At 66.6% G+C, this 12,103-nt stretch carries 7 protein-coding genes; 2 read left to right on the forward strand and 5 right to left on the reverse strand.

The window, feature by feature from the left end:
* Nucleotides 1-17: 17 nt before the first annotated feature.
* Genes AC3FLX_RS15420 through bcsB form a run of 3 tightly spaced genes read right to left on the reverse strand, consistent with a single transcriptional unit; the run spans nucleotide 18 to nucleotide 7,220 of the window.
* A complete protein-coding gene (locus tag AC3FLX_RS15420) occupies nucleotides 18-3,812 on the reverse strand; it encodes a cellulose synthase subunit BcsC-related outer membrane protein (RefSeq protein WP_488697898.1) in 3,795 nt (1,264 codons plus the stop codon).
* Nucleotides 3,794-4,972: a cellulose synthase complex periplasmic endoglucanase BcsZ gene (bcsZ, locus tag AC3FLX_RS15425; RefSeq protein WP_488697900.1), complete on the reverse strand. Its 1,179-nt coding sequence runs from the start codon at nucleotides 4,970-4,972 to the stop codon at nucleotides 3,794-3,796. The genes AC3FLX_RS15420 and bcsZ overlap by 19 nt, the downstream gene beginning before the upstream one ends.
* 1 nt (nucleotide 4,973) lies before the next feature.
* Complete coding sequence (bcsB, locus tag AC3FLX_RS15430; RefSeq protein ID WP_488698361.1) at nucleotides 4,974-7,220, reverse strand: cellulose biosynthesis cyclic di-GMP-binding regulatory protein BcsB; 2,247 nt, start codon at nucleotides 7,218-7,220, stop codon at nucleotides 4,974-4,976.
* Nucleotides 7,221-7,546: 326 nt separating this feature from the next.
* Here bcsB and AC3FLX_RS15435 point away from each other — a divergent pair, with 326 nt between their 5' ends.
* Together AC3FLX_RS15435 and AC3FLX_RS15440 are read left to right on the forward strand one after the other, a co-directional pair.
* Complete coding sequence (locus tag AC3FLX_RS15435; RefSeq protein WP_488697902.1) at nucleotides 7,547-8,395, forward strand: D-amino acid aminotransferase; 849 nt, start codon at nucleotides 7,547-7,549, stop codon at nucleotides 8,393-8,395.
* A gap of 71 nt (nucleotides 8,396-8,466) precedes the next feature.
* Nucleotides 8,467-8,742, forward strand: coding sequence for a hypothetical protein (locus AC3FLX_RS15440; RefSeq protein ID WP_488697904.1), 276 nt, complete (start codon nucleotides 8,467-8,469; stop codon nucleotides 8,740-8,742).
* A 19-nt stretch (nucleotides 8,743-8,761) separates the two neighbouring features.
* Here AC3FLX_RS15440 and AC3FLX_RS15445 read toward each other — a convergent pair whose 3' ends face one another.
* The gene (locus tag AC3FLX_RS15445; protein WP_488697906.1) at nucleotides 8,762-11,311 is read right to left on the reverse strand and encodes a sensor domain-containing protein; all 2,550 of its coding nucleotides are present in this window, start codon (nucleotides 11,309-11,311) and stop codon (nucleotides 8,762-8,764) included.
* A 263-nt stretch (nucleotides 11,312-11,574) separates the two neighbouring features.
* A complete protein-coding gene (gene yfiB / locus AC3FLX_RS15450; RefSeq protein WP_488697908.1) occupies nucleotides 11,575-12,102 on the reverse strand; it encodes an outer membrane lipoprotein YfiB in 528 nt (175 codons plus the stop codon).
* Between the last annotated feature and the right edge of the window lies 1 nt (nucleotide 12,103).

A 12,103-nucleotide genomic window follows, 5' to 3' on the forward strand; every position in this document is an offset into this window, starting at 1 on the left:
CTGGCTCATGGTGCCGCTCAATAGGCCGAATAAGGCCGCACCGGCGTTGGCGGGAATGGCACCGGTAGCTGTCGCTTGTCGAACAGGTAGCGGAGCCAGGCCATAGCGCGATTCGGCGCATAGTCGCGCGAACGGTCGATCGAGAATCCGGCGCCCACTACCCAGTGCGGCGCGAACGTATATTCGACGGTTGCGCCGATCGTATAGCTGAATCCACCGCCCGATCCGCCGCCGTAGGTGGCGTTGCCGCTCTGCGCCTGCAGGTCGGGACGCGTGGGGAAAAACGGCGCGGCATCTTCATAGGTCCATGACCAGCCCGCCGAACCGAGCAGGCGCCACGACCACTTCGCGTAGCGGCCGGTCCAGTCCAGCGGAACACCGACGGAGACGTAACGCTGCGGACTGTAGTAGCCGCCGTGCCCGAATGTGTAGAAGCGCTGGTTGTCCGAGTAGTGCCACCAGTTCAACACCAGGCCACTCGTCACGCGCTGGTCGCGCTGCGTGTAGACCGGCACGTCGAACCCGGTGCGAAGCGTGACTTCGCGGTTGGTCTTGACGTTCTCACCAGTGTAGAGGCCCGCGCCGACATCGGCAAACAGGCCCAGACGCCCCACGTCGCGCGCGTAGCGCAGGTGTACGCCATTGCGCACGATGCCGCCCCAGTGCTCGCCCGTGACCGGATCACGCGCGCCCGCGTACGAGATCAGCGAGCTGGTTTGCGCGCGGCGGGAGATGTCCACTGACACGGACTGCACGCCCAGATCCGCGCGATAGCGGAAGCCGCCCACCACCGTGGTTTCAAGAAAGCCCAGCGGCGTGGTGCCGATATCGGCGCGCCAGCTGTTATAGGCCCCGTCGTATTCGTAGCCCGCGGCCAGTGCCACGCCCTTGTCGGTCTGGCCGATGTTGCCGAGTCCGGCATTGCCGAGCGCGGGAATCTTGCCGAATGCCAGGTTGCGGATCGGGTCGCCGCCATGCAACGTGCCGGCGTCCAGCAAGACGGTGTCGGCGTGGAAGAACGCGTGACCCGTGTAGCCATGCGGGATGCGCACGTAGAGCGGAATCTCGGTGGCATGCAGCCGCGAAATACCATCGTCTCCGGACTTGTTCGATTGCATGACCGCCGTGGCCACCTCGCCCTGGCGTCGCGCTTCGAGCCCGGCCAGCGCGCGTTGTGCGGGCGTGCCGGTGGGGCCGGGCAGCACGCTTTCGCGTTGCTCCAGCGGTAGCGCGGAGCGATAGATATCCGCGGCCTCGTTGAAGTCGCCACGCGACTGCGCGATACGTCCGCGCTGCACGGTGATGTCCGCACGGTCAGGAAAGCGGGCATCGAGCGCATCGACGACTTCCGCCGCTTCGTCCTCGTGCCGCATCGCGGTGAAGCGACGGGCGATGGAAAGCCGCGTATCGATGTCGTCCTCCGGTGTTTCCGCCAGCACCGTGCGGACGATGTCGAGCGCCTGGCCGGTTTGCCCCATCAGTTCGTATTGGCGTGCCAGAGTGAGCTGCGCACCGGCATCATGCGGTTGCTTGGCCAACACCTGGCGCGCGGCATCGGCCGCCCCCTTGTAGTCACCGCCCGCCTGTCGCAGGTCGGCCAGTTCCAGCAGCCAACGCCGGTCGGTCTGCAGTTCGGGCGGCACCGCATAGAGCACCTGCTGCGCGCGCTTGAGATCGCCTGCTTCGATCTGGCGGTCCGTTTCGCGCAGAGCCAGCCGCAACGACTGGTCCGCGAAGTCGGCGCGTTGCTCGGGTGTGAGGCCGGGCAGGGCGGTCGAGTCGGCGATCCATTGGCGCAGTTCGTCGTCGCGGTCGGCGGCGGCCAGCAGTTCGCCATAGCGCAGGCGGATATCGGTGTGAGCGTCTTCCGGATGCGCGGCCAGCCAGTCGCTGACGAGGCGCAGGCCCTTGTCGGTCTCGCCCAGCGCGATCCATTCGCGGCCGATCGATGCCAGCATGTGCGGATCGTCGCGCGCTTCCACGGCAGCCTGGTCGAGCAGACGTCGTGCTTCGTCGTCGCGCCCCTCCGCCACACGCAGCCTTGCATCGCGCAACAGCTTTTGCGCGGCCAGATTGCGGGCCAGTCCCTGCATGCTGTCCGAGCGCTCGGCCTGCGGCACGGCGGACAGCATCGTGGCAGCGGCGTCGATATCGTCCACGCTATTCAGATAAAGCGCGCTGGCGTAACGCATGTCGTTGCTGGGTGCCGCGCGCATACCGTCGTCCATCACGCTGCGGCCCAGTGCGGGGAGATTCAGGTCACGATAGATGCGTGCCAGCGTGAAGCGCGTCCACGGGTCGTCTGGCCGCAGGCGGATGGCATCTTCTAGATCGCGGATGGCCGGGCTGCGTTTCCGCTGGGCCAGCAACTGCTCCGCACGCACCGACAGCAGATCTGCACGCATCGCGCGCAGTTCGGCCGCGGAGCCAGTCATGCGCGATGCCTGGCTTGCAATCAGCGGCTCCACCTCGGCATCGCGGCCTTCCTTCTGCAGGACTTCCACGAGCATGCGCAGCGCGCCGATGTCCGGCTTGGGCCGCGCCAGCATCTGCCGCAGCAGTGTTTCGGCTTCCTGGTTCCGGTTCTGCGCGATCAGCGCTTCGGCAAGGATATGCTGCGCATCTTCGTTGCCGGGCTGCTGCGTCAGCGCCTGCCGTGCCAGGCGCTCGGCATCGGCCGGCTTTCCCTGGCGGTTGGCTTCCCGGGCCTTGGCGACGGTGCCCCAGAACGTGGCGGTGCCAATCAGGCCGCGCCATTTGTTGCTCGGGTCGAGCTGGTTGGCGCGCGTGAACAGTTCGCGCGCCTCGTCGTGCCGGCCTTCGCGCAGCCGCACCAGTCCCAGGCCGCCCACCACTTCCGCATCGTCGCGGCGCTTCTGGTACGCCTTCTGCAATGCGATATCGGCGTCCTTGAGCTGGCCGCGCTCCAGTTGAGCAAGTCCGCGCTGACGAGCCTGGTAAGCGGGATCGGCCTCCAGTTTCTTTTGTGCCGCCACCTTGCTACCCAGGTCGGCGACGGCCGCTTGCGCGGTCTTGTCATCGGGCACTTCCTTCAGATAGCGCTCGAACCAGACGTAGTAGGCGGGATCATCGTTGACGCGATACAGCGTGCGCCGCCAGATGTCGAGCGCAGTGGCGCGGTCGCCATCGGGCCGCTGCGTGATTTCGTAGAGCAGGGCGATCCCTTCCTGGCGAGTGCCTGCCCGGTCGGTCAGCAGGTCGCCAAGCGCCAGCTTGAGCTGCATGTCATTGGGATTCGCGCGGATACGCTGGCGCAGTTCGCTGATGGCACGCGTGCGGCCATCGGGCGTTCCGGACAGGATGCGATAGTAGTCGCGTGACAGACTGCCGCCCGGCGCGCCGCGCGGGAACAGCTTCTGCAACCGCTGCGCGGCTTCCTCGTCCTTGCCGCTGCGTGACAGCAGGCGGATGTTGGCCATCTCGCGCTTGTCGCGCGTGGCGATGCGGTAAGCATCGTCGAGTTCGAGCGTGGCGGCACTGCCGGGGGCTACGGCCTGCAGCTTCTTCAACAGCTTTTCCGCTTCCGCCGGCCGGTTCGAGCGGATTTCGATCAGGCCAAGCAGCTTCAGCGCTTCCGGCTGGTTCGGATCGATCAGCAATGCCTTGTCCAGAATGCCGCGTGCCATATCGGCGCGATTTTTCGCTTCCCACATCCGGGCGGACGCCAGCAGTTGCGCCATCTGGGCGGAGGGCGTGGCGCGCGAGGAAGGGGCGGGGTCCGCGGCGAAGGCAGGCATGGCGGAACTGGCCAGCAACAGTGCCAGCGTGGGGGCTAGCGCGTTGCGGGGCATGTGGATTCCCAGGCCGGCACCAACGTGCCGTCCGCTTCAAAGCGGAAGTGTCCGTCGAGATGACCGAGGCCGAACAGCGACAGCACTTGGCTGTAGTAGCCGGGGGGCGTCTGCGTGGCGAGTTCGCGCGCGCGCTGGGCCTGCGCACGCGCCGCATCGGTCAGTCCCAGCGCCGCCAGATACGGGGCCACGGCAGCGGAAAAGCCACCATTGCCGGCGTTCGGGCCGAAGCTGCCCGCCTGCGTATCGACACGTTCGGGTGGATAGCCCTTGGCCACCACGTAGTCGGCCATCGGCCGGAAGGTCTGCAGTACGGAGGTTCGCAGCGGATCGCGCGGCGCCGTCATGCCGGCCCACAGGTACACGCGGATGGCGTTGTACGAACCGCCGGCCTGCGTCTGGGTGTCCGGATGAAAGCCGCGGCCCTTCCGGTACAGGACCCAGTCCGGCGAAAAGCCTTTCGGTGCGGTATCGACGATCAATCGCGCCGAGGTGTCGACCAGTGTTTTCCAGCCGCTATCCTCCGCACCGAGCACCGCCGCCAGCCGGCGCATTACCGGTAGCGGCACATAGCTTGGATTCAGGCGCCAGGTATCGGGTGCGGGATGAAAACCGACCGGGCCGGGCAGTAACGTGCGGCCCAGGCCGGGCAGGGCGGCTGTTTCCTCGCGCAGGGCGCGGCGCGCGACCAGAGTGCCGAGCGCCGTATAGCGCCGTTCTTTCCACAGCCGGCCGGCCTCCAGCAGTGCGTAGGCAATCCAGAGGTCGGCATCGGAAGCCGGGTTCGCGTCGATCACGCCCCAGGTGCCGGCGTGCTCGCCTTCCGTACGTTTGCCCCAGATCCACGCGGGCAGGTGCGATGTCAGGTCGCCCTGCGCCAGGTTGTTCTCGGTCCAGGTCAGCAGTTTGTCGAAGGTGGCGCGGTCATTGGCGGCCAGCGCGAAAAACAGCGCATAGGACTGGCCTTCGGAAACCGTAACCAGCTGGTCGGTGCTGGCATCGATCACGCGGCCGTCCTGGCTGATCGCGGTGCGCCGGAAGGCGTCCCAATCGGGCCACGGGCAGGCGGCAGCCACGGCCGACAGCGTGACGCCGCCCATCGCGCATGCGACGGCGCAGTGTATCGACACGCGCAGCAGCCAGGCTCGTGCCCGCCGCATGTCAGCCTCCGCTGCGGCGTGCCGCCAGTCGGCCCAGCGCCCAGAACAGTGTCAACGCCACCAGCAGCCCGGCCAGAATGCCGGCGATTGCAAGCAGCGCCGGGTGGGCGGACATCTGCATCCAGAGTCGCGCGTACCAGGGCAGGTTGCCCACGTAATAGGTCTCGCCCAAGCGCAGACCTTCGAGGTCGCGCTGGCGGATCACCGTGAGGTCGCCGCGAATCTGCGCGACCTTGCCCGGATCTTCGAGCACGTCGAGCACATCGCGCACGCGATCGTCGCTGGAGGCGGTCAGCGCCACCACGCTGCGGCGTTCCGCATAGGGCGACTCGAAGCCGATCAGCGCGGCCAGCGGTCCGTCGGCGACCAGTATCGCGCGGCCCGCCGGTGAAATGTTCTCGCTCTCCGCACCGCTGAGCCAGTTGGACCAGGCGTGCGAGCGCTGGTCGCGCAGCGCGATCTCAGTCTTGCCGCGCTCGATCAGCAACGGCAGCGACTTGCCCCATTTCTGCAGGATCTGCGCGGCGCTGCCGGTGCCGATGATGACGAGGTCATGATTCTTGACGGAGTCGATTGCCCGGGACGGCGTCACGCTCACGCGCAACGACGGCAGGCCGGTCCACTTGCCCATATGGCCCAGCACGGTCAGCACCGCTTCCTGGTCGATCGTGGTCGGTGCGTCTGGAATCACGACCGCGGTATCCGCGAGGTCGGCCATGCGCGTGAACGGGTAGCCGCTGTTGGCAAAGTACGCCAGGTTCGGCAGCGCGGCGTAATGCAGGAAACCGCTGAAGTCGATCGACGAGTCGGGGTCCACGGCGGCGCGTGCCACATTCGCGGCGGTGGACGAGCACAGCCCGGTCTTCTGCGAATCGATGTGGAAGCGGAACTGCATCTGGTTATTGCTACCGACGCGGAATGCCGGAATCAGTACCTCGTTGCTGACGCTGGCGCTGCCGCCGGACAGCAGCGGCACACTGACCAGGTTCTCGTCGGTCTGCACGGTCAGCGGCTTGAGCCGGTACGAGCGCACGAGCTGGTCGTTCACGTCGATGCTCAGCACCGAATCGTTGTACGTGGACGGGGCCGTGTAGCGGTACTTCATGCTCATCGGCACGGCGCGGTCGTTCCAGCCGAACAGATCGGCGGGAACTCTCAGGTTCACGCGAATGGCGTCGGGGCTGGCGCCCGATACCTGCAGCTGCTGCGGGTCGGTCACCAGTTCCTTGAACATGACCGGACGGTCCACGGGCGCCCACGCCGGCGCGTCATAGGGGCGCCGTGGCTTGCCAAGGTCCACCTCTTTCACCGTGGTGCTGGCCCCGGCCATGCCGGCCTTGCCTAGCACCACCGCGTTGGCGGCGACTTCGAGTTCCTGCGGGGTGCGGCCGGCCAGCACCAGCAGCTTGCGCGCCGGATTCGCGGGGTTGGGCATCACGCTGACCGTCGGGCCGTCGATTTTCTCCAGGCGCACACCATCGGGCTGTGCACCGGGCAACACCAGCGCAATCGCATGCGCATCGGCGGGCGCGGTGCGCGTGACCGGAAAGCGCAGCTCGCGGTAGCTGGCCAGCGCGCCCAGCCACGATGCCACCACGCCGGCGGCGCGCAACGTGACCGGATCGGCGTTGGCGGGCAGAACGAAGGGCACGGTCACGCGGCGATTGTCGCGGCGGTCGAAGAACGGGGCCGGCAGTAGCGCCAGGTTATCGGGCAGCGTGACGGTGGACTTGGTCAGCGTCAGCGTGCTGGTAGGGCTGATGTCGGTCCACAGGCTGGAGTGATAGGGGTCTTCGCAATGATCGAGCGTGTAGTGCGCGATCATCTGCACGTTGATGCGATTGAAGTCGGTAAAGAAGCGCGGATCGAGATCGATCTCGCGCGAGACCTGCTGACCGGCGTGCTCCTTGTCCAGGGGCAGCGTGGCCACCACTTCGTCGTTGAGCCGGATCTTCAGGTGAGAAAGCGGATAGATCAGCGAAGGCGAGTACGTGAAGACGAGCTTGAGCTTCGCGGCCGTCACCACTTCGTCGAGCCGCACGCCGACGTTGACTGTGCGGTCCGGGTCGACGCCGCGCAGCGGGATCGTGTAATTGGCGCCCATCTGGGCAAAGGTCAGCGATTGTGCCCGTCCCGGCGGCGGTGCCGCTGCGTCCGATGCGGCTGCCGGCACGGCAACCTGGACGGCCTGGGCTACAGCTTCCTGTGAAAGCAGGGCCGGCAGGACGGCTATCACCATCACAGCCATCCGCATGCAGCCACGTATCAGACCTGACACGAATTCCGTCATATCGGGATGCCCTGAGAATGTCGCGCAATAGGACACTGCGCTAGGGAAAAGTGCGTGACGAATATAGCACGCCACTTTCGGCCAGCAGCAAGGCTTTCCGGGCGGATCGGGGTGATTTAAGAAAGATTCAATTCAAACGGCGATGGTCTCCAAAAACTTTCAATTGCATCCGGCGCGGAGGTAGGGTTAGCCGTGTAGGACATGCTGAATTTGCATAAAGGCAGTCGGAGCCATGTGAAAGAATATCGGCCATCGCTTTCAGCTTTCCTTTTGAGAAATCCGTCATGTCCGAAGCCGTCGTCCTGCTGAACGGGGAACTGCTCCCGTTGTCCGAAGCCCGCATTCCCGTTCTCGATCGCGGGTTTATCTTTGGCGACGGCATCTACGAGGTGATTCCGCTCTACAACGGCAAGCCGTTCCGCGGCGCGCAGCACCTGGCCCGCCTGGCGCGCAGCCTGGCGGCCATCGGCATTCCCAATCCTCATACCGAAACGGAATGGCTGGCGCAGATCGATCGCGTGGTCAAGGCCAATGGCATGGCTGACCAGATGGTCTACATGCAGGTCACGCGCGGCGTGGCCAAGCGTGCGCACGCATTCCCGAAGGAAGTCACGCCGACGGTGCTGATCATGACCAATCCGATGGCGCTGCCGCCCGCGGCGTCCGTGGAGCAGGGCGTGGCCTGCGTGACGATGGAAGACCGCCGCTGGCTCAATTGCCAGATCAAGTCCACGTCGCTGCTGGGCAACGTGCTGGCGGCGCAGGTGGCGGCGGAAGCCGGCGTCACCGAGGCCATCCAGTTCCGCGACGGCTTTCTGACCGAAGCGTCGGCATCGAACGTGTGGGTGGTCAAGCAGGGGCGCGTGGCTGCGCCGCCCAAGGACAACCTGATCCTCGAAGGCATCCGCTACGGGCTGATGGAAGAGCTGTGCGCCGCGATGGAAATCTCGTTCGAGGCACGCCGCATCACCCGGGACGAAGTGTTCGGTGCCGACGAAGTACTGATTTCGTCGGCCAGCAAGGAGCTGCTGCCGGTGGTGACGATCGACGGCAAAGCGGTAGGCAACGGCAAGCCGGGGCCGGTGTTCCAGCGGCTCTACGCGGCATACCAGGCAGCCAAGGCGGCGCTGTAATCACACCGCTCGGGTGCCTTGAGCGCATGCTAGGATGGCCGCTGCGGTAATCCACCGATAGGAGGCTGCTCATGTCCAAGCGCGAGCGCAGCCGGCGTGTGATCAAGGAAGAGGTCAGCCGGCGGATTCAGAACATCGACGAGATCGCGGACGACGGTGCAAGGGTTCGGGTGCCTGACCCGATGCCTCATGAGCGGGACGCACGCGGCCGCAACTGGGACATGGCTCGCTTTGGCAACGCGCGTGGCTACGAGGCCGCCATCCGCGCGGTGGTGGACGAAGTGCGCGACGAATTCGATCTCGTCGACGATCCCATGAGCAAGGCGCCGAACCCGTTCGGCGACTGATGGCCGCGCCGGCAGCGGCTCAGGACGGCAACCCCGGCCAGACAGGTTGAGGTTGCCAGCCTTCAATGGCCTTGGCCGGCAACGGCTGGGCAAACAGGAATCCCTGCCCCACGTGGCACCCCTGGTCCTGCAGGAACTGGCGCTGGTACGCGCTGGTCACCCCCTCGGCCACCACATTGAGATTGCGCGCGCGGCCGATGCGGATCACGGCCTCCACTAGCGTGCGCGTTGCCTCGCTGGTTTCCAGATCCAGCAGAAAACTCCGATCGAGTTTGATTTCCTCCACCGGCAGGCGCGTGAGTTGGCTCAGGCTTGAGAATCCCGTTCCGAAGTCGTCGATCGACAGGCGCACGCCGAGCTTGCGCAGCGCGCCAATCGTGGTTTCCGCATCGGCCGTGTGTTCCAGGAAGACCCCTTCGGTGATCTCGATGGTCAGACTGCCGGGCGGCAGCCCGTGCGCGTGCAGGGCCTGGGCCACGACGTCGGGCAGCCCGGGGTCGCGGATGCAGATCGGCGACAGATTGACCGAAATGGCCGGAACGGCGGCGCCCGCCTTGCGCCATAGCGCCTGTTGCGCGCAGGCTTCGCGCACGGCCCAGTAACCCAGCGCGATGATCAGGCCCGATTCTTCGGCCAGCGGCACGAATACGGACGGCGACACATCGCCGCGGCGCGGATGCGGCCAGCGCGCCAGCGCTTCCACGGCCCAGAGATTGCCGCTGGCAAGGTGGATCTGTGGCTGGTAGTGCATGCGCAGCTTGCCCTCGGCGATGGCTTCGCGCAGTTCGCCTTCGAGCGTGCGGCGGTCGCCAAGGCGGCGCGCCAGGGCGGAGTCGTAGAGGCACACCTGATTGCTGCGCTCGCCCACCCGCTGGCGCTTGGCCTGGTAGACGGCCAGATCGGCGTGGTGCAACAGGGTCTCGCGGTCGCGCGCCTGCTCGCTCAGCAGGCTGATGCCGATGCTGGCCGATGGCGACAGACTGAATCCGCGCGCGACGTTGACCGGTTCGGTCAGCGCCTGCAACAAGTCTTGCGCGGCGGCGATGGCGGCATCGCGCGCGTGGCCGGGCAGCAGCACGGCGAATTCGTCGCCGGACAGGCGGCCCACCGTGGCGTCCCCGTGGCGGGCTTGCGCCACGTGCTGCAGACGGGTGGCCACTTCAATCAGGAAGCGGTCTCCCGCGCCATGTCCCTGCACGTCGTTGACGCGCTTGAAATCGTTGAGATCGATGAACAGCAGTGCCAGGGGCCCGCCATCGGCGTTGGCGCGGGCCACGGCATCGTCGGCGCGTGCCAGCAGCAACTGCCGGTTCGGCAGGCCGGTCAGTGCATCGTAGTAGGCCAGGCGATGAATGCGCTCCTGCGTCTGGTCGCGCGTCAGCGCCAGCGCGCAGAGGTCGGCCGCCACGGCCACGATGTTTTCGTGAAACGCATCGGGCAGCCGGGGTTCGGTGAAGCACAGGCCGAACGTTCCCAGCACGCGGCCATTGGCGGCACGTACCGGCGTGGACCAACTGGCGGCCAGGCCGGCGGCCAGCGCCACGTCGCGCAGCGGTTCCCAGCGGGGGTCGCGGGAAATGTCTCCGACCGCCACCGGCTTGCCCAGGAAGGCGGCAGCGCCACAGGAACCCGATTGCAGGCCGATCGGCATGTCGTCGAAGATGGCCACGGCGCCTGGGGCGGCCGATGGCATCGCCACATGCCTGAGGCGGCCGTCGGCCACGCGCATCACGGAGGCAATGGCGCCGGGCGCCATGCGTTCCACGCTGCGGCACAGGTCGGCCATGATCTTGCTGGTCGGCAGGTCGCGCGCCAGCGCTTCGAGCGTGCGGTGCTGGATCGACTCGCGCACCTTGGTGGCGGTGATGTCGGTCAGCACACTCACCGTATTGACCACACCGGCCGATGGCGCCGTCGTCATGATCGGACTGACGGCAATGGACAGCCAGCGCGGCTGGCCCGCCTTGTCGGCAACCAGCGTTTCATGCTGCAGGGGCTTGCCCTGTGCCAGCGGCGCCAGCAGGGCGTCGATCACATCGGCGCGGGCATTGAGCGGCTTCAGCAATTCGTGCCACGGGCGGCCTACCGCCTGATGCCTGGCGTAGCCGACCAGGCGGGCAAAGCCGCCGTTCACGTGGCAGATGATGCCGCGGCCATCGGTGATCATGACCGGGTTTTCGGCGTGATCCAGGCAGAGTGACAACATGTGCAACCCTGCCGGGCTTAGCGCTTCGCCACGCCCATCCGGGTGGTCGCACAGGAAGGCGGCAAACTGCATGGCCGAGCCGGTGTCGCCATCGAGCGGCGAAAAGGCGGTGGCATGGAGCCAGACATTGCGCACCGTGCCGTCGGATCGCGCGATGGCGATCGCGCGGGCGGCCTCGGCCTTGCTGCCGGCACCTGGCGTGTTCAGCGCGCCGAGCGACAGCGTGCTGGCGCATTGCCCAAGCACTGCCGATCGTCGGACTCCCCACAGCGCTTCGGCGGCGCCGTTGAACAGGGTGACCTGGTTGCGTGCGTTGACCGCGACCACGGCATCGATCGCCTGCTCAAGCGCCTGGGTACGCATGCTTTCTGACTTTCTCTTTATTTTTGGGAATTCGTTGCGTGCGCCCGGCAGTCTCCCTCGAAAGCCGTCCAACCACACGCCCCCGCGAGTGTAAGCCCGATCCCTACCGCCGACGGGCAGGGTTTGCCCGGTCTTTGTGCAGGAATTGCAACGGCGTCAACCCCACTTCCGGAGCGCGGCTGCCGTCCGCGTCATATCCGGCGCTGTTCGCTACCCGCGTATGCCAGAAATTAGAGGGTTTCTTCGGTATCGGGCAGCCAGGGCTAATCGACCGAGACGATGATGGAGACGCGCCGGTTTTCGGCGCGGCCGGCGGCGGTGCGATTGTCAGCCACCGGTCGGGTTTTTCCCAGCCCGCGCACTTCCAGGTGGTCGGGTGGAAAGCCGCAACTGGCCAGCACGCGAGCCACGGCCTCGGCCCGGCGCAGCGACAGCAGCCGGTTGTACTCGATAGGACCCGCGTTGTCAGTGTGGCCGTCGATGCGCAGCGATTCGATGCCCGCTTCGACGAGCACGCGCCCCATGCGCGTCAGCGAGGCCTGGCGCTCAGGCGCGATCGTATCGTCGTCAAAGCCGAACAGCACCTTGTCCGGCAACCCCAGTTCCCAGCCGTTGTCGGTCAGCGCAAAGCCCTGGCTCTTGAGTACGGTGATCTGGGCCGGGGTGAGCCGGCCTTGGGGTGCCGTGGCGCAACCGGCCAGTGCCGCGATCAGCCAGGCCACCAGTACCGTACTCAACACCTTGCCAGCGTGGCGCAGGCGCAGGCGGCGGACGGTGTCGACCCTCGGCATG

This window comes from Cupriavidus sp. 291-E7 (assembly GCF_057798835.1).

Bases quoted from the DNA above. Each gene is read 5' to 3' on its own strand.
- AC3FLX_RS15420 (WP_488697898.1), bottom strand. From the start codon at position 3,812: ATGCCCCGCAACGCGCTAGCCCCCACGCTGGCACTGTTGCTGGCCAGT.
- bcsZ (WP_488697900.1), bottom strand. From the start codon at position 4,972: ATGCGGCGGGCACGAGCCTGGCTGCTGCGCGTGTCGATACACTGCGCC.
- bcsB (WP_488698361.1), bottom strand. From the start codon at position 7,220: ATGGCTGTGATGGTGATAGCCGTCCTGCCGGCCCTGCTTTCACAGGAA.
- AC3FLX_RS15435 (WP_488697902.1), top strand. From the start codon at position 7,547: ATGTCCGAAGCCGTCGTCCTGCTGAACGGGGAACTGCTCCCGTTGTCC.
- AC3FLX_RS15440 (WP_488697904.1), top strand. From the start codon at position 8,467: ATGTCCAAGCGCGAGCGCAGCCGGCGTGTGATCAAGGAAGAGGTCAGC.
- AC3FLX_RS15445 (WP_488697906.1), bottom strand. From the start codon at position 11,311: ATGCGTACCCAGGCGCTTGAGCAGGCGATCGATGCCGTGGTCGCGGTC.
- yfiB (WP_488697908.1), bottom strand. From the start codon at position 12,102: ATGCCGAGGGTCGACACCGTCCGCCGCCTGCGCCTGCGCCACGCTGGC.